Genomic DNA, 16819 nt, shown 5'->3' on the forward strand with positions numbered 1-16819 from the left:
TACCTCAAATAGCTGCGCGCAGGGCTTCACGGATCAGGGTTTCGCAATCCGCACCGGCACGACCCACTTTGCTGATCATCCGGCTGGCTTCCTGCGGTTTATAACCCAGCGCCACCAGCGCGGAAACGGCCTCACCTTCAGCATCATTGGCGGCTGGTGCCGGACTTTCACTGGTCAGCGCAAAGGTTGAATCGGTGGCAAACAGATCGCCATGCATTCCTTTAAAGCGATCTTTCATCTCCACCACCAGACGCTCAGCGGTTTTCTTGCCAACACCCGGCAGTTTCACCAGTGCGGCGATCTCTTCCCGCTCCACTGCGGTGACAAACTGCTGCGCCGACATGCCGGAGAGGATCGCCAGCGCCAGTTTTGGTCCGACGCCGTTCACTTTAATCAGTTCGCGAAACAGCGCGCGCTCCTGCTTGCTGTTAAAACCGAACAGCAGCTGCGCATCTTCACGCACCACAAACTGAGTGAAGATAATCGCTTCGTGATTCAGTTCAGGCAGCTCATAAAAACAGGTCATCGGCATATGCACTTCGTAACCCACGCCATTGGCTTCAATTAATACCTGCGGTGGCTGTTTCTCAAGAATAATGCCTCTCAGACGACCTATCACGTTAAGCTTCCTTTGGATAATGAGGGAATGTGCTGTTTATAACATAAAAAAGGCTGGATGAATATCCAGCCTGTTAAGGACGCAGACGCCCGCGCGTCAGCTGCAATCGGGTTTCGCTGAGCCGGTTAGCGTTCTGACTGACGTGGCAATGGGTAATCGCTATCGCCAGCGCATCGGCGGCATCCGACTGGGGATTGGCCGCCAGTTTCAGCAGGGTTCGCACCATATGCTGAACCTGGCTCTTTTCGGCGCTGCCGATACCCACCACCGTCTGTTTAACCTGACGCGCTGCGTACTCAAATACCGGTAAATCCTGATTGACCGCCGCGACAATCGCCGCACCACGCGCCTGCCCCAGCTTCAGCGCTGAATCGGCGTTCTTCGCCATAAACACCTGTTCGATGGCAAAAAACTCCGGCTGAAACTGGGTAATGATTTCACTGACGCCAGCATAAATCAGTTTCAGCCGCGTCGGTAGATCCGGCACGCCGGTACGAATACAGCCGCTGCCGAGGTAGGTGAGCTGCCGCCCAACCTGACGAATCACACCGTAGCCGGTTACGCGTGAGCCAGGGTCAATGCCCAAAATAATTGCCATCACGCGTCTCCGGTGGTGTGCTGTTGCCTGCAGGGTAACGCCATTACAGCGTAGCCGCCACCTCATCGGAAATTTCACCGTTATGGTAAACTTCCTGCACATCGTCACAATCTTCCAGCATATCAATCAGACGCAGCAGTTTTGGCGCAGTCTCTTCATCCATATCTGCTTTGGTCGATGGGATCATCGTCACTTCCGCAGAATCCGCCGTCAGACCCGCCGCTTCCAGCGCCGCTTTCACCGCACCGAGGGATTCCCATGCGGTAAAGACGTCGATGGCGCCGTCATCATAGGTGACGATATCGTCAGCACCGGCTTCCAGCGCGGCATCCATCACCGTATCTTCATCCAGACCGGGTGCGAAGGTGATCACCCCTTTTTTGGTAAACAGGTAGGCCACGGAACCATCAGTACCGAGGTTGCCACCGGTTTTGGTGAACGCGTGACGCACTTCACCCACAGTACGGTTACGGTTATCGCTCAGGCACTCGATCATCACGGCAGTGCCGCCAGGACCGTAACCTTCGTAGATAATGGTTTCCATATTGCTGTCGTCTTCGCCGCCAACACCACGGGCAATCGCACGGTTCATGGTGTCACGCGTCATATTGTTCGACAGCGCTTTATCCATTGCCGCACGCAAACGCGGGTTAGAGTCCGCATCGCCACCGCCCAGTTTCGCCGCCGTCACCAGCTCACGAATGATTTTGGTGAAGATTTTACCGCGTTTGGCATCCTGTGCCGCTTTGCGATGTTTGGTATTAGCCCATTTACTATGGCCTGCCATTATTGCATGTCTCCTCGAAACAAAACTTACATTACAAATTCTTCTATCGCCTGGCGATTACTCCAGGACTTAGTCAGCTGCGCGGCGGCGGCGGCATCAAGCCATTGATACGCCAGATGCTCGCTAATCGCCACGGCGCGTTCCGTCGGCAAGGCCAGGGTAAACCAGTGTTCCTGATTATGCGTCACACCTGGCGCATAGCGATGACGAAAGTGACTGAAGATTTCAAATTCTATCTGACGCTGGCAGTCGACAACTGTGAGCTGCTCAGCGTTGATATCAATTGCGACCTCTTCCTGCACTTCACGCCGGGCAGTTTCCGGCGGCGTTTCTCCGGCTTCCACACTGCCGGTGACCGACTGCCAGAACTCAGGGTCGTCGCGACGCTGCAGCATCAGCACCCGCCGGGTGTCACGGGCGAAGATCACCACTAACACCGAGACGGGCCGCTTATAGCCCATACTATTCGTTCTCTAAACTCTGTGGCTTGTCCTTCTTCACCACCTGAATCGCCAGCTCGCCCAGCGAAGCCGGATTGGCGAAACTTGGTGCATCAGTCATCAGATCGGCTGCTGCGGTGGTTTTCGGGAAGGCAATCACATCACGAATATTGTCGGTGCCGGTCAGCAGCATCACCAGTCGATCCAGACCAAAGGCGAGGCCCGCATGTGGCGGCGTACCGTATTTCAGCGCATCCAGCAGGAAGCCAAACTTCTCACGCTGTTCCACTTCGGTAATACCGAGGATGCTGAATACGGTTTGCTGCATCTGCCCCTGGTGGATACGCACTGAACCACCGCCTACTTCGTAACCGTTGATCACCATATCGTAAGCGTTGGCAATCGCGGTTTCCGGCACCGATTTAAGCTGTTCCGGCGTCATCTCTTTTGGTGCGGTGAACGGATGGTGCATGGCGCTGAGGCCACCTTCGCCATCTTCTTCGAACATCGGGAAGTCCACCACCCATAACGGCGCCCATGCGGCATCGCTGGTGATATTCAGGTCGCGACCCAGCTTCAGACGCAGTGCGCCCAGCGCATCGGCAACCACTTTACCGCTGTCAGCGCCAAAGAAGATCATATCGCCATCAGCCGCGCCAGTGCGCGCCAGAATCGCTTCAACGATATCCGCATCGAGGAATTTTGCTACCGGGCTCTGAATACCTTCCAGTCCTTTCGCCCGCTCATTGACCTTGATATACGCCAGGCCTTTCGCGCCATAAATTTCGATAAACTTGCCATACTCATCGATCTGCTTACGGCTCAGCGTAGCGCCGCCCGGTACGCACAGTGCGGCAACGCGGCCTTTGGCATCATTCGCCGGGCCGGAGAACACTTTAAACTCAACGTTTTTCAGCAGGTCGGCGACATCCACCAGCTCCATCGGGTTACGCAGATCGGGTTTATCCGAGCCGTAACGACGCATCGCTTCAGCAAAGGTCATCGTCGGGAAATCGCCCAGCTCAACACCTTTCACTTCCAGCCACAGTTCGCGTACCAGACGCTCCATCACTTCACGCACCTGAGGCGCGGTCATAAAGGAGGTTTCAACATCGATCTGGGTAAATTCAGGCTGACGATCAGCGCGCAGATCTTCATCACGGAAGCATTTGACGATCTGATAGTAACGGTCGAAGCCGGACATCATCAGCAGCTGCTTGAACAGCTGTGGTGATTGCGGCAGCGCATAAAACTTGCCTTTATGTACGCGGCTTGGCACCAGATAGTCACGCGCGCCCTCCGGCGTGGCTTTGGTCAGCATTGGCGTTTCGATATCCAGAAAGCCGTTGTCATCCATAAAACGACGCACAAAGCTGGAGATTCTGGCGCGCGTTTTCAGGCGACTGGCCATTTCCGGACGACGCAGATCCAGATAGCGGTATTTCAGACGCGCTTCTTCGGTATTCTCATGATTTGAGTCCAGCGGCAGTGGCTCAGAGCGGTTAATAATGGTCAGTTCGGTGGCAAAAACCTCCACTTCACCGGTGGCCATCTCGCTGTTTTTGTTCTTATCATCACGCGCACGTACGGTGCCCGTAATCTGAATGCAGAATTCGTTACGCAGTTCAGAAGCCAGATTAAATGCGTCCTGACGGTCTGGATCGAAGAACACCTGAACGATGCCTTCACGGTCGCGCATATCAATAAAGATCAGGCTGCCCAGATCGCGGCGACGATTGACCCAACCACACAGTGTCACTTGCTGGCCGACGTGAGACAGATTGATCTGTCCGCAATACTCAGTACGCATAACGATATCCTTTTAACTTCACCGCTGCTGCACGCGCAGCATTTTAGGTCGTCTTTTGTTATTACCTCATCGGGCAATCGCCGGAGGTAGTGAGCAGACGCTGCCCTGAAAAAGGCAGGCATTATAATGTAAAATCGGCAGGGCGATAAGTGCTGAGCGGCATAACCGCAGCAGATTGCCGTGATTCGTCACTGCCCGATGCCGGTTTATCACAAAAAGTAACAAAATTCGCTGCGTTACGACACCTTTCGCCTCGCCGCTGGTAACAGTTTGTCGCTACTCTCTCCCTTTTCCCTGCCACTTTGGAGTCGATAATGACGTTGAACCCTGCTACTACCGCGCTGGTATTAATCGATTTACAGGAAGGTATTCTGCCGTTTGCCGGTGGCCCGCACAGTGCCGATCAGGTTGTCTCGCGTGCCGCCACGCTGGCGGAGAAGTTCCGCGCGGTCGATGCCCCGGTGATTCTGGTGCGCGTCGGCTGGTCAAAAGACTTTGCCGAAGCGCCGAAACAACCGGTGGATGCAGCGAATCCGGGTGCAGCGCTGCCAGATAACTGGTGGGTTTATCCTGCCGCGCTTGGCGTACAGCCGGGTGATATTGAAGTGACGAAACGCCAGTGGGGCGCGTTTTACGGCACCGACCTTGAGATGCAGCTACGCCGTCGCGGGATTGATACCATTGTGCTGGCCGGTATCTCGACTAATATTGGCGTCGAATCCACCGCGCGTAATGCCTGGGAGCTGGGCTTTAATCTGGTGATTGCGGAAGATGTCTGCAGTGCTGGCAGCAGCGAACAGCATCAGGGTAGCCTGAACTGGATTTTCCCGCGCATTGCGCAAGTTCGTCAGTCTGCAGAGATTATTGCCGCATTATAGCGGCTGCCGGACAGGGAATGTCCGCCACATGCACAGAAGAGGGATACAATGATTTGGCTCGGCTTACCACAATGGCAGCATCCACAATGGAAAAAGCGGGGAATTGAAACCCTGGCGGATTACGCGCGCTATTTTAACTGTGTTGAAGGCAATACCACCCTCTACGCCCTGCCAAAAGCGGAAATCGTGCAGCGCTGGCACGCGATGACCGATGACCATTTTCGTTTCTGTTTTAAATTCCCGGCCACCATCAGCCACAAAGCCGCTCTGCGTCACTGTGACGATCTGACAGAAGAATTTTTCCGTACGCTCGATCCGCTGGCGCGACGGATTGGCCAGTACTGGTTGCAGCTGCCCTCCGCTTTTGGCCCTGATGAACTGCCGGTTTTATGGGCGTTTCTCGATAAACTGCCGCGCGCGTTTCAGTACGGCGTTGAAGTGCGCCATCCGCAGTTCTTTGCTAAAGGTGAAGCCGAGCAGGCGCTGAATCGCGGCCTGCATCAGCGTGGCGTTAACCGGGTGATGCTGGACAGCCGCCCGGTGCATGCCGCCACCTCCGGAACGCCAGCGCTGGTTGAAGCGCAACGTAAAAAACCGAAACTGCCCGCCCATGCGGTGATGACGGCGAATGATCCGATGGTGCGTTTTATCGGCGGTGACGATCCGGCGGCCAACCTGCCGTTTTTTGCCGACTGGCTGCGAAAACTACCGGCGTGGTCGCAGCAGGGCCAGCCGTGGCTGTTTATCCATACCCCCGATATCGGTGACGTGCTGACGCTGGTCCAGTATCTCTGGCCACATCTGCAACAGGCGTTGCCTGCTATCGGCGCGCCGCCGGACTGGCCGCAGCAGGCGCAGCTGTTCTGACCGGAGCGCTGAATAAACACTAAACAGTTGCGTGGCCGAACGGCGACACTCTTCAGTTTCCCGGCTATGATAGGCGCAGCAACAATTTTTCCTCGATGGAGTTCAGCATGGTCAGCGCGCTTTATGTCGTGCTTGGGGCACTGTTTTTAATTAAGTTTTCAGTAGATGTGATACGCCTGCGGCGTTCTTATCGCGTCGCGCATGGCGACGGCGGTTTCTCCGAATTACAGATTGCGATGCGGATTCATGGCAACGCGATGGAAAATATTCCGGTGGCCCTGTTGCTGCTGGTGATGATGGAAATGAATGGCGCCGATATCTGGATGCTGCATCTGAGCGCGCTGTTTTTCTTTGTTGGCCGCGCCATGCATTTCTGGGGGATGCACCACAGCGTGATGTACTGGCGACGTAACGGTATGCTGTTAACCGGCCTGTCATTGATTGCGATGGTGATTTTTAATCTGCTGTTTATGCCCTGGGATTTAATCCTGACGCTGCATTAACCCCTCATTCTGGCAAAGCAGGTGCAGCCTGCGCTGCTTTCTGCCAAAATAGTGCCCTTCCCGTTATTCACCGGATTTACCGTTATGTCTGACCGCGATACGCTTTTCTCCGCGCCAATTTCGAAGCTTGGTGACTGGACCTTTGATGAGCGCGTAGCTGAAGTTTTCCCCGATATGATTCAGCGCTCGGTGCCAGGTTACTCCAATATCATCTCGATGATAGGCATGCTGGCGGAACGTTTTGTGCAACCCGACAGCCGGGTTTACGATCTCGGCTGCTCGCTGGGCGCCGCCACGCTTTCCGTGCGCCGTAATATTCAGGCCGCTGGTTGCCAGATCATTGCCGTGGATAATTCACCGGCAATGGTGGAGCGCTGCCGCCGCCATATCGACGCTTTCCGCGCTGATACGCCGGTAGAGGTGATTGAAGCGGATATCCGCACAATTAATATCGAAAACGCCTCGATGGTGGTGCTGAATTTCACCCTGCAATTTCTGGCGCCGGAAGAGCGCCAGCAGCTGCTGAATACCATTTATCAGGGGCTGAGGCCGGGCGGCGCACTGGTGCTGTCGGAAAAATTCAGCTTTGCCGATCAACAGGTTGGCGAACTGCTGTTTAATATGCATCACGACTTTAAACGCGCTAATGGCTACAGCGAACTGGAAATCAGCCAGAAGCGCAGCATGCTGGAAAATGTCATGCTTACTGATAGCGTGGAAACCCATAAGCAGCGTCTGCACACTGCGGGTTTTGAACACGCAGAACTCTGGTTCCAGTGTTTTAACTTTGGCTCTTTGATTGCTGTGAAAGCGAGTGATAAATGATCGACTTTGGTAATTTTTATCAGTTAATTGCCAAAGGCCCGCTGGCGCCCTGGCTGGAAACCCTGCCTGCGCAAATTGCCAGCTGGCAGCGTGATAATCTGCATGGCAGTTTTAAAAACTGGCACCGGGCGGTGGAGTATTTACCGCTGCTGGAACCCGAGCGCCTCGACCTGCTGCACAGCGTCACCGCTGACAGCGATAATCTGAGTGAGCGCCAGCGCGGCGGTATCAATAATTTACTGCGCAACTTAATGCCATGGCGTAAAGGCCCTTACTCGCTTTACGGAACAGAGATCGACACCGAATGGCGCTCCGACTGGAAATGGCAGCGCGTGTTGCCGCATATCTCGCCACTGGCAGGTCGTACGGTGCTGGATGTCGGTTGTGGCAGTGGCTACCATATGTGGCGCATGCTCGGCGCAGGCGCGCAGCTGGTAGTCGGCATCGATCCGATGCAGCTGTTTCTCTGCCAGTTTGAAGCGGTACGTAAGCTGCTGGGCAACGATCAGCGCGCGCATCTGCTGCCGCTGGGGATTGAGCAGCTGCCGGAATTAAAAGCCTTTGATACGGTGTTTTCGATGGGCGTACTCTATCACCGCCGTTCACCGCTTGATCATCTGTTCCAGCTGAAAAACCAGCTGGTCAGCGGCGGCGAGTTAGTACTGGAAACGCTGGTGATCGAGGGTGATGACCAGGCGGTGCTGGTGCCGGGCGAGCGCTATGCGCAGATGCGTAATGTTTACTTTATCCCCTCTACCGGCGCGTTAAAAAACTGGCTGGAGAAATGTGGTTTTGAAGATGTACGCATTGTCGATTACTCGCTGACCAGCACCGATGAACAACGTCGCACCGACTGGATGACCAGCGAATCACTGGCGGAATTCCTCGATCCTGCCGATGCGAGCAAAACCGTGGAAGGTTATCCCGCCCCGCTGCGTGCAGTGCTGGTGGCGAGAAAGCCATAAACCGTACGCTGCAAATCATTGATACGGGCGGCGAGAACGCCGTCCCTACATCAATATATCCGTAAGGGCGGCGTTCTCGCCGCCCTTATAATTTAACGTTTCGATAACGCCAGTCTGGCGGCAAAACCGATAAATACACAACCAGTCAGGCGGTCCATCACACGCATCACCAGCGGTTTACGTAACTGGGCGGCAAAATAGTGGGTTGAGGCAATCAGTGCACAACTCCACAGCGTGCCAATCACCACATGGGCCATCGCCATGCCACAGCACCATAAAGGCACCGAAGCACCGGCCGGAATAAACTGCGGCAAAAACGAGACGTAAAACACCCCGACTTTTGGGTTCAGCAGATTACCCAGCACACCTTTAATAAAGAAACTGCCATAACCGCGATGTTTACTGCTGGTTTCCACCGCGGCAGAGAATTGATTGCGCGGTTGCAAAATCAGACCGATTCCCAGCCACAGCAGGTAGGCTGCACCCAATATTTTTAACAGGTTATAAGCCATCTCCGACGCCAGTAACAGGGCGCCCAGGCCAAACCCCACCGCCATGCCCCATAACAGGCAACCCGCATTAATGCCCAGCGCAGTCACCAGCGCTTTTTTCCAGCCATTAGCGGCAGAAGTACGCAGCACCAGCGCGGTATCAAAACCCGGGGTTAAGGTCAGAATGGTAATGGCGATAAAAAAAGATAACAGTGAAGCGGTCATAGCCAGCAGCTCCGGATAACAGAAATAGTCAGTAACCTGGTCATACTATTGCGCCGCAGCCGGCCAGTACTCAAAACGATAGGCGGTGCTGATATGACGTTTAACCGTATTGTTATCGAACACTTCCGTTTCACGACCATAACTGAGAGTGCAGTTGCCGATATCATCCCAGGACTGACACTCATCAACCGTCGTAATCGTGCTTACCGCCGTGGTGGCGACGCTATGCAGTCCCAGTTCGCGTTCCTGCTTATCGTAGCTGTAGGTCTCTTTGCTCTTCTCCGAGGTGGTGGTAAGCAGATTACCTTTACGATTCCACTGATAGCGATATTCACCATTGCTCAGATGATCGGAGCTACGCGCCACACTTTTCAGCAAACGAAAATGCCGGTCATGGCTGTAGGTGGTCTCAGTAAATCCTTTTTTGCCCATCAGGGTAAACACATCGGTGGAGCTGGTGATATTACCGTTTTTGCCCGGCTGGTAGTTGATGGTGCCCTGTTTATTACTGACCTCCACCATTTTCTCCTGCTGTTTCACTTTAACGGAAATCACATATTCCGCCTGCCAGCCACCGGGGATGCGCACCACATGCTGCTCCATGTTCAGCAGCACATTGCCTTCATTCTTATCGAAACTGCTGTCAGCAATCAGCAGATTGCCACAATTGTCGAACTGCCCCAGCAGACGCTTTTGCAGATCGACATCTTTACCAAATCCGCCGACCACTACCTGCTTAAGCGGCCCCCTCGCGGTGCCGCCCAGCATAATAATCGCGTTGCTGTCGTTAACTGCTTTACTGTGCAGCGGACACTGCTCAGCGGCCCTGGCGGTAAAACTGAGTAAGCCGCCACATATCAGCACCGTCGCCACGCCAGAAATCGTTTTAATCATTCTGTTCCCCGTAAGACCTGAATCCCTGATGATTAAGATAAATGTAAATGGCATGGGTTACACGCTCATACTGTGCGGAGAATAATTTTTTATGCTTAAGCCTGCACAAATAACAAGGCTCACCGGGGTGGGCCTTTCACAAGATTGTGACCATCAGGCCATCATGACCTCTTGCGCGCCATTTTTCATCGCGTTTTGCCACTCTCCGCAATGACTACTTAAGTCTGGCAAATGCCGCCTTTAACTGACTGCAGGCTAAATCCAATAAGGCATCGTCAATGGCATAAGCGATACGCAGAAAGCCGGGCATACCAAAGGCCGAACCCTGTAACACAGCGACATGTGCATTATTCAGCAACCATGCCGCCAGTGCTTTATCGTCGACTAATTTTTCACCCTGTGGCGTGCGCTGGCCCAAAAGCTGCTGGCAATTGGCAAACAGATAAAATGCCCCCTGAGGCGCGCTGGCGCTTAACCCGTCGACCTCATTAACCATTGCCAGCACCGTGCGGCGACGCCGGTCCAGCGTTTCAATCCACCCGGTTAAAAAATCAGCGGGCTGATTCAGTGCGGCAACTGCCGCCGCCTGAGAAATACTGCTGGGATTGGAGGTACTTTGTGACTGCAAAATCTGCATGGCTTCAATCAGCCAGCCAGGTCCGGCAGCATAGCCAAGTCGCCAGCCGGTCATGGCGTGGCTTTTCGACACGCCATTGACCGTTAAGGTGCGATGCGCCAGATGCGGCGCAACCTCAGCAAAAGTGGCGAATGGCGTCTGGTCATAGCGCAGCGGCTCATAAATATCATCCGCCATAATTAATACCTGCGGATGATCGGCTAACACCTCCGCCAGCGCGCGCAGTTCCTGTGCGCTGTAAATCGCCCCGGTTGGGTTGCCGGGTGAGTTAAGGATCAGCCAGCGCGTCTGCGGGGTTAAGGCTGCCGCCAGCTGCCGGGGTTGCAGTTTCCAGCCATGCTGTTCGTCACAGGGGATAATTACCGGTTCACCTTCCGCCAGCGTCACCATATCCGGATAAGAAACCCAGTAGGGTGCCGGAATAATCACCTGCTGTCCGGCATCCACCGTCGCCAGCAGTGCATTAAAAATCAGCTGTTTGGCACCGCTGCCGGCGATAATCTGCTCCGGCTGAAATTGCAGATGGTTATCGCGGATAAACTTGGCGGCGATGGCCGACTTCAGCGCCGCCGTACCGGCAACCGCCGTGTATTTGGTCTGCTGCTGTACGATCGCGGCAATACCGGCGTAACTGATGGTTGACGGGGTGGCGAAATCCAGCTCCCCTTCGCCTAAATTGATGACCGCCTTGCCAGCGGCTTCCAGCGCCCTTACCTGGTCTGAAATCGCCGCCGTTGGTGAAGGGCGGACTCGCTGCATACGTCGGGCTGTTTGACTATTATTCATAAATCCTCTTTTGTATATCATGATTCAATTAATACAATTAACCACCCATCATCAGCAGGACATATGCCGTGTTACCGATTTTCATTCTAGATGACTCACCCGTTCCGGCTTGCTTTGGTTTAACCGCCAGCTTATGGGCCAACCAGCTTAACCTCCCGCTGTGGAGCCTGCGCCCGGACTTTACCGGCGATTTCCCTGACAGCTATCAACATGTGATTGCCGCTGGCTACTGTGTCACCAGTGGTCTGTATCAGAGTGATACCCTGCAACAGGAAGTCACCCATCCTGCGGAGCTTCCGCGACAGGATGCGGTGATAGTCGTGTCGCTCGCGCAAAAAGCGCGTATTGCCGCGCTACCCGGACCACGGCTTTACAGTCAGTTCAGCGCTGAGAAGTTGTCGTTGCATGATCAGCAGCAGCTGTTACTGGAATACGCCCTGCAACCGACCGCTCCGCGGCAAAACCGCGCGCTGCCCCTTGGCGTGGTGGGTCGCGAAGCCGATCATCGTCAGGCCTGTCCCGCGACCTTAGCCGCTCTGGATCATGCCGCCATCGCCCTGGACCTCGGTATTGAAATACGCTTTCTCGATGCCGCTACCCTGCCCGCCGATCTGCATCAGCTGGCGGGTCTGGCTGGCGTGGTGCTACCGGGCGGCGCGTCGATGGCGGCCGTCGGCGGTCAGATTAAGCTGGCGGCAGCAACGCTGAAGAGCGGGTTGCCCACCCTCGGTTTATGCCTTGGCATGCAAAGCATGGCGACCGCAGCCGTGCATCTGTCAGAAGGCTATCAGCAGGCCATGCTGGCTGAAGTGGATCCCAGCGCGCCACTGCACAGCTTTATTCGTTTCAGTGATGGCCGCCATCGCTGCGGCGTACTGCCCTTCGCTTCCACGCTGCTGCCTGCTTACCTCAGCCGGATGCACTACAACCATCGTTACCACTTTAACCCGGCGCTGTTACCCCAGCTGGCCGCCAGCGGTGTGCAGATCAGTGCGGAAACGGCTGGCATCGTTGAGGCGATTTCTCAGCCGGATTTACCGTTCTGGCATGGGGTTCAGGGACATCCGGAATTACTGTCACGCCCGGATGCCCCTCACCCGCTGTTCACGGCGTTTTTACAGGCGGCAATCAGCCAGTCAGCTTAATGCCGCTACGGGGATCGCTGGCCAGCTGCTGCATAACACTGGTCAGCGCGGCCAGTGCTTCGCCGGATATCGGTTTAAGCGGTGCGCGTACTGTGCCGCCGTTAAAACCGCGTAGCGCCATGGCGGCTTTCACTAACTGCGGCTGACCGTGCTGACGCGCCAGCGCGCGATAGTCATACCAGAGCTGGTGCAGATCGCGCGCCGTGATCGCATCGCCCCGCTCCAGTGCGCGGTAAGTGCCAAGGATTAACTCCGGTAACGCGCCGCTATTGGTGGTGCTGATGCCATCAAAACCCGCCATCATCGGCCCCAGGAACGCGAGGTCAGAAGCGCAGAACAGACGCAGGCGGCCACGCAAGCGACTGGCGATCTGATCGATAGCGGTCGGGTTTAAATCGCCCTGCTTGATGCCAACCACACCCTGCACATCAGCCAGCTGTTCCAGCAGCGCAGGAGACAGAGTAATGCCAATACCCGGCGCGTTATAAACCAGAATCCCGGTGCGCGATAACGGCGCCATCTCTTTGAAATAGTCGAGGATTTGGCTTTCGGTGATTTCGCTGACGAAAGGCGCGGTAACCATTGGCAGGCCGCCCAGCTCCCCGGCCAGCATCGTCAGTTCCCGCGCGTCACGCGGATCGGAACTGGCGCTGCACAGCATCACCGCGATGCGATCCTGCACCACATCCATCACTTTGATAAACAGCTCGCGGCGTTCAGCCAGCGACATCACCGGAAACTCACCATACGTGCCGCCAATCAAAATACCGTCATATCCCAGTCCAATCACCCGCTCGATATTTTCACACAGCGCGGGATAATCGATGGCGCCCTGAGCATCAAATGGGGTCACGGTGATATTAAAAATGCCACGCAGACGTTCACGGCATTCAATAATGTCTTTCATGTCAATTCCTTACAGCAGAGTTAATGGACGGGCCAGACTACCGAGCTGGCGATAGCCCGTTTCAGTCACCACCACGGTTTCACTGACGCCTACGGTAAACTCGCCGTAAATGCGCAGGGCCGGGGGAATATGGAAAGTCATACCGGGTTGCAGTTCGGTGGTGACGCCGCTATACAGGCTGAGAATACCGCCCTCGCCCCAGTCCGGCGCAAACGAGACGCCAATCGAGTAACCCGTGCGCTTTTTGAAGTTGTCGGTAAATCCGGCGCGATCAATTACCTGCTGACAGGCAAGATGCGGCGCTTCACAGGTCGCCCCCGGACGAATAGCGTCCAGCGCGGCCTGCAACGCTTCCTGACACACTTTTTCCATCTCAATGGCGACAGCCGGTGGACGTCCCAGCCAGGCCGAGCGCATCAGTGCTGCATGATAGCGATCGTGTGCGGCGGCCATTTCCAGAAATACCGGATCGTTATCCTGCATCACGCGCCGACGCCAGGTGCCATGAGGAACGCCGCTGCGCGGGCCGCTGGAGACCAGAGGTTCCATGCCGACATATTCAGAACCGGCCGCGATCGCCGCACCCATCATTGCCGACACCAGCGCGTTTTCATCGGCGCCGCTGCGAATAGCCGCCATACCGGCACGCATCCCGGCATCGACATAACGCGCCGCGCTGGCAATTTTTTCCACTTCCGCTGCCGATTTCACCGCGCGCAGCGGCTCAATCACCCCTGCGGTATCAGCAATATTCCCCAGCTTACTTTGCAGCGCTTCATACACCGCCACCGGCAAAAACCAGCCACGCTTATCCAGACCAATGCGTTTGTTCAGCCAGCCCTGCTGCTGTAGTTTGCCGACCAGAAACTCCACCGGGTTATCCCCGTCCTGATAAATCGCGGCATCAGAGATAAAGGTGTTGGCGATAAAGTTGAAATACTCCAGCTGGCGGATAACAAACACCGGCTCGCCTTCCACCGGCAACAGCAGTGCCTGAAAGGTGTAATAACCAGGGGTTTGCTGCCCGGTCAGCCAGAAGATATTTTCCGGCCCGGTAACGATCATCACCTCGACACCTGCGGCGTTTAAGCGCTCGCGGGCACGCTGTATGCGCTGGCTATACTCCCCGGCGCTAAAAGCAGATTCACTACCCTGAATCACATTATTGTGTTGTTGCATCACTAAACTCCTGAAGGAAAATGGCGTGTGCGGCATCGAAATGCACGCCCAGGCCGGGAGAGTCAGCCACGGCGATATGCCCGTGGCGATAGGTCAGTCCGCTGACCGGATCATTGGTTAAGCCGTCTGCGCCATACAGTTCGGCAAAGGCGGGCTGCACGACGCGACACAATTGCAGCGCCGCAGCTGTCGCCGCATGGCCTTCATTCATCTGACCGATCATAAAAGGCACGCTGGCCATCTGCAGACGTCGTGCGGCGGCCAGCGTGGGGGCAATACCGCCCAGTTTCACCAGTTTCAGATGGCCCCAGATCGCACCGTTCTGCGCGGCAAGCCATGCGATTGCGGCATCGCTGTTAAGACTTTCATCCAGCATGATCGGGATGCCGTAGCGCGTCAGCTCAGCAAGCTGCTGGTCGTCTGCCGGGGCAAGAGGTTGCTCGATATAGCTCAGCTGCAGCGTCTTTAACTGCGTGATGGCATAATGCGCATCCGCCAGCGACCACTGACCATTAACGTCGATGGCCAGTGAGATGCGGTCGCCAAACACCTGCCGCAGCCGCTGTAGCCGCGCCATATCAGTGGCGAAATCCCCGACGCCGGTACGCAATTTCAACTGGGTGAATCCGCGGGCAACATATTGATGCGCCTGCGTCAGCAGCTGCGTTTCGCTGCCCCAGAACAGTGTCTGGTTGGTGCCGTAGTGCGCGTCAGCCAGCGGTGCGCCAAGCCAGGCGGCGAGGCTTTGCTGCTCGCGGCGCGCCAGTAAATCGTGCAGCGCCATATCCAGCAGCATACGCGTCGGCGCCAGCAAGCCGCTTTCCGCAGCATGGACCTGCTGCAACAGCGTGATGGCGTCGCAGCGCCAGTCCCATTGCGTTAATGCCTGCCTGACATTGCTCAGCACGCTTTGCGCGCTGTAACCATGCAGATACTGAATATTGAGACGCACCTCGCCAAGCCCTTCAACGCCGTGATCTTCCAGCGTCAGCCACAGGGTATCCAGCGCATTGACCGCTCCGGACGCCGCGGTATGCAAGGTCACACCGGCATAATGCAGATCACCACGCCATAACCGCGCTTTCACGATTGCGGCTCCTGCAGCATGGCAATGGCGATATCCAGATAAACAGACGCCGCGGCAATAAACTCCTCAACCGGCACAAACTCATCCGGTTTATGCGCCATGGCCAGCGAGCCAGGGCCGATGACCACGCCTTTTGCCCCCAGAGCGCGAAAATGCACCAGATCGCAGCCCCCCTGAAAACCGAACGGACCCGCTTCTGGCTGACCATGGCGGCGACAGGCGTTCAGGCTGTGCTGTACGATCGCTTCGCTAGCGTCGGTTTCCGTTGCGCCGCCGGTGGTTGGCTGCCAGGCAACGATTTCCGCCTCTACACCGCTCTGTTGACAGGCATTGTTCAACAGCTGCTGCAATTCGGCTTTCACTGCGGCTTCGTCTTCGCCGGGCACCATGCGGCGATCAAGCAGCAGTTCACAACTGTCCGGCACCACATTGTCAGCATGGCCGCCCTGAATGCGGGTGACGGTCAGACTGGCGTTACCTACCAGCGCATGGCAGCGGCAGCGCACCTGCTGATGATGTGCATCTTCAATTAACCCCAGCAGCCGCCCGGCCTGGTAAATGGCGTTAATACCCAGCTCCGGTGTACCGGAGTGCGCGGTGACGCCTTTCACCCGCACGCGCGGTCGCAGGCTGCCTTTATGCGCGGAAAAGGTGGCGTTTGAAGTTGGCTCACCGATCACCGCGTAATCAATAGCGGGCGGCGCATCTTTGACGTAAAACTTCGCGCCCTCACTGGCCACCTCTTCATCGGCGGTAAACACCGCCATTAAGGTGCCAGACCAGTTTTCACGCCGCGAGGCCAGCAGACGCAGCGCCTCAACCATCGCCACCAGCGGGCCTTTCGCGTCACAGGCGCCGCGCCCGTATAAACGCCCCTCACGCTCCGTTAAGGTAAAGGGATCGCTGCTCCAGCCCTGCCCGGCAGGCACGGTATCAAGATGAGTATTAAAGGCAAAACACGGACCTGGTCCATTCTTCAGCACCGCAATCACATTGGTCCGGCCTGCCGCATACTCACTAAAAGAGAGATCAAAACCGGCCGCGCGCAGCCAGCCCGCCACACATTCGGCAGCCTCGCGCTCCTGACCCGGCGGATTCTCGGTATTAATGGCAACCAGCGTGGCTAAATCTTTTTTCATCCGTACGCTGTCAACCTGGTAAGTCGTCATAACCACT

18 protein-coding genes are annotated in these 16819 nt (G+C 56.0%); 6 read left to right on the forward strand and 12 right to left on the reverse strand.

Going from position 1 to position 16819, the window contains the following annotated elements; genetic code table 11:
• Positions 1 to 4 precede the first annotated feature (4 nt).
• From ruvA to aspS, 5 genes are all read right to left on the reverse strand, one after another.
• On the reverse strand, positions 5 to 619 hold the full coding sequence (ruvA, locus tag J2125_RS01240; RefSeq protein ID WP_017802884.1) for a Holliday junction branch migration protein RuvA: 615 nt from the start codon (positions 617 to 619) through the stop codon (positions 5 to 7).
• Between the two features lie 73 nt (positions 620 to 692).
• Positions 693 to 1217, reverse strand: a complete 525-nt coding sequence (ruvC, locus tag J2125_RS01245; RefSeq protein WP_017802885.1) for a crossover junction endodeoxyribonuclease RuvC — start codon at positions 1215 to 1217, stop codon at positions 693 to 695.
• A gap of 43 nt (positions 1218 to 1260) precedes the next feature.
• Entirely contained in the window at positions 1261 to 2004 is a 744-nt protein-coding gene (locus J2125_RS01250; protein ID WP_017802886.1) for a YebC/PmpR family DNA-binding transcriptional regulator, read from the reverse strand.
• Between the two features lie 26 nt (positions 2005 to 2030).
• Positions 2031 to 2465, reverse strand: coding sequence for a dihydroneopterin triphosphate diphosphatase (gene nudB / locus J2125_RS01255; protein ID WP_017802887.1), 435 nt, complete (start codon positions 2463 to 2465; stop codon positions 2031 to 2033).
• 1 nt (position 2466) lies between these two features.
• Complete coding sequence (gene aspS, locus J2125_RS01260; RefSeq protein WP_017802888.1) at positions 2467 to 4254, reverse strand: aspartate--tRNA ligase; 1788 nt, start codon at positions 4252 to 4254, stop codon at positions 2467 to 2469.
• A 311-nt stretch (positions 4255 to 4565) separates the two neighbouring features.
• Between aspS and J2125_RS01265 the strand changes: the two genes are divergently transcribed.
• From J2125_RS01265 to cmoB, 5 genes are all read left to right on the forward strand, one after another.
• Positions 4566 to 5132 (forward strand): hydrolase, encoded by a 567-nt coding sequence (locus J2125_RS01265; RefSeq protein WP_026111948.1) that lies wholly within the window; start codon positions 4566 to 4568, stop codon positions 5130 to 5132.
• A gap of 48 nt (positions 5133 to 5180) precedes the next feature.
• On the forward strand, positions 5181 to 5999 hold the full coding sequence (locus J2125_RS01270; RefSeq protein ID WP_017802890.1) for a DUF72 domain-containing protein: 819 nt from the start codon (positions 5181 to 5183) through the stop codon (positions 5997 to 5999).
• A 107-nt stretch (positions 6000 to 6106) separates the two neighbouring features.
• Entirely contained in the window at positions 6107 to 6502 is a 396-nt protein-coding gene (locus J2125_RS01275) for an MAPEG family protein (RefSeq protein WP_017802891.1), read from the forward strand.
• 84 nt (positions 6503 to 6586) lie between these two features.
• Positions 6587 to 7327 (forward strand): carboxy-S-adenosyl-L-methionine synthase CmoA, encoded by a 741-nt coding sequence (gene cmoA / locus J2125_RS01280; RefSeq protein ID WP_083865661.1) that lies wholly within the window; start codon positions 6587 to 6589, stop codon positions 7325 to 7327.
• Positions 7324 to 8292, forward strand: a complete 969-nt coding sequence (gene cmoB / locus J2125_RS01285; RefSeq protein WP_017802893.1) for a tRNA 5-methoxyuridine(34)/uridine 5-oxyacetic acid(34) synthase CmoB — start codon at positions 7324 to 7326, stop codon at positions 8290 to 8292. The genes cmoA and cmoB overlap by 4 nt, the downstream gene beginning before the upstream one ends.
• A 92-nt stretch (positions 8293 to 8384) precedes the next feature.
• On the opposite strand, the gene J2125_RS01290 is transcribed toward cmoB, so the two are convergent.
• From J2125_RS01290 to J2125_RS01300, 3 genes are all read right to left on the reverse strand, one after another.
• Positions 8385 to 9008, reverse strand: coding sequence for a LysE family translocator (locus tag J2125_RS01290; RefSeq protein WP_017802894.1), 624 nt, complete (start codon positions 9006 to 9008; stop codon positions 8385 to 8387).
• 45 nt (positions 9009 to 9053) lie between these two features.
• Positions 9054 to 9902, reverse strand: coding sequence for a hypothetical protein (locus J2125_RS01295; RefSeq protein ID WP_017802895.1), 849 nt, complete (start codon positions 9900 to 9902; stop codon positions 9054 to 9056).
• Positions 9903 to 10116: 214 nt separating this feature from the next.
• Entirely contained in the window at positions 10117 to 11325 is a 1209-nt protein-coding gene (locus tag J2125_RS01300; protein ID WP_026111951.1) for a pyridoxal phosphate-dependent aminotransferase, read from the reverse strand.
• A gap of 68 nt (positions 11326 to 11393) precedes the next feature.
• Here J2125_RS01300 and J2125_RS01305 point away from each other — a divergent pair, with 68 nt between their 5' ends.
• A complete protein-coding gene (locus tag J2125_RS01305) occupies positions 11394 to 12470 on the forward strand; it encodes a glutamine amidotransferase-related protein (RefSeq protein WP_017802897.1) in 1077 nt (358 codons plus the stop codon).
• Here the strand turns inward: J2125_RS01305 and J2125_RS01310 are convergent.
• From J2125_RS01310 to J2125_RS01325, 4 genes are read right to left on the reverse strand one after another with little or no spacing between them, the layout of a single operon-like run.
• Complete coding sequence (locus J2125_RS01310; protein WP_017802898.1) at positions 12454 to 13377, reverse strand: dihydrodipicolinate synthase family protein; 924 nt, start codon at positions 13375 to 13377, stop codon at positions 12454 to 12456. The two genes, J2125_RS01305 and J2125_RS01310, sit on opposite strands and share 17 nt — an antisense overlap.
• 9 nt (positions 13378 to 13386) lie before the next feature.
• On the reverse strand, positions 13387 to 14556 hold the full coding sequence (locus tag J2125_RS01315; protein ID WP_017802899.1) for a M24 family metallopeptidase: 1170 nt from the start codon (positions 14554 to 14556) through the stop codon (positions 13387 to 13389).
• Complete coding sequence (locus J2125_RS01320) at positions 14540 to 15643, reverse strand: mandelate racemase/muconate lactonizing enzyme family protein (protein WP_017802900.1); 1104 nt, start codon at positions 15641 to 15643, stop codon at positions 14540 to 14542. The genes J2125_RS01315 and J2125_RS01320 overlap by 17 nt, the downstream gene beginning before the upstream one ends.
• A complete protein-coding gene (locus tag J2125_RS01325; protein WP_017802901.1) occupies positions 15640 to 16812 on the reverse strand; it encodes a M20 family metallopeptidase in 1173 nt (390 codons plus the stop codon). The genes J2125_RS01320 and J2125_RS01325 overlap by 4 nt, the downstream gene beginning before the upstream one ends.
• Positions 16813 to 16819: the final 7 nt, after the last annotated feature.

This window comes from Winslowiella toletana (genome assembly GCF_017875465.1).
GTDB lineage: Bacteria > Pseudomonadota > Gammaproteobacteria > Enterobacterales > Enterobacteriaceae > Erwinia > Erwinia toletana.

What these genes read in the sequence shown, in the direction of transcription:
- ruvC (WP_017802885.1), bottom strand. Translation starts at nt 1,217, where the DNA reads ATGGCAATTATTTTGGGCATTGACCCTGGCTCACGCGTAACCGGCTAC.
- J2125_RS01250 (WP_017802886.1), bottom strand. Translation starts at nt 2,004, where the DNA reads ATGGCAGGCCATAGTAAATGGGCTAATACCAAACATCGCAAAGCGGCA.
- nudB (WP_017802887.1), bottom strand. Translation starts at nt 2,465, where the DNA reads ATGGGCTATAAGCGGCCCGTCTCGGTGTTAGTGGTGATCTTCGCCCGT.
- aspS (WP_017802888.1), bottom strand. Translation starts at nt 4,254, where the DNA reads ATGCGTACTGAGTATTGCGGACAGATCAATCTGTCTCACGTCGGCCAG.
- J2125_RS01270 (WP_017802890.1), top strand. Translation starts at nt 5,181, where the DNA reads ATGATTTGGCTCGGCTTACCACAATGGCAGCATCCACAATGGAAAAAG.
- J2125_RS01275 (WP_017802891.1), top strand. Translation starts at nt 6,107, where the DNA reads ATGGTCAGCGCGCTTTATGTCGTGCTTGGGGCACTGTTTTTAATTAAG.
- cmoA (WP_083865661.1), top strand. Translation starts at nt 6,587, where the DNA reads ATGTCTGACCGCGATACGCTTTTCTCCGCGCCAATTTCGAAGCTTGGT.
- cmoB (WP_017802893.1), top strand. Translation starts at nt 7,324, where the DNA reads ATGATCGACTTTGGTAATTTTTATCAGTTAATTGCCAAAGGCCCGCTG.
- J2125_RS01290 (WP_017802894.1), bottom strand. Translation starts at nt 9,008, where the DNA reads ATGACCGCTTCACTGTTATCTTTTTTTATCGCCATTACCATTCTGACC.
- J2125_RS01295 (WP_017802895.1), bottom strand. Translation starts at nt 9,902, where the DNA reads ATGATTAAAACGATTTCTGGCGTGGCGACGGTGCTGATATGTGGCGGC.
- J2125_RS01300 (WP_026111951.1), bottom strand. Translation starts at nt 11,325, where the DNA reads ATGAATAATAGTCAAACAGCCCGACGTATGCAGCGAGTCCGCCCTTCA.
- J2125_RS01310 (WP_017802898.1), bottom strand. Translation starts at nt 13,377, where the DNA reads ATGAAAGACATTATTGAATGCCGTGAACGTCTGCGTGGCATTTTTAAT.
- J2125_RS01315 (WP_017802899.1), bottom strand. Translation starts at nt 14,556, where the DNA reads ATGCAACAACACAATAATGTGATTCAGGGTAGTGAATCTGCTTTTAGC.
- J2125_RS01325 (WP_017802901.1), bottom strand. Translation starts at nt 16,812, where the DNA reads ATGACGACTTACCAGGTTGACAGCGTACGGATGAAAAAAGATTTAGCC.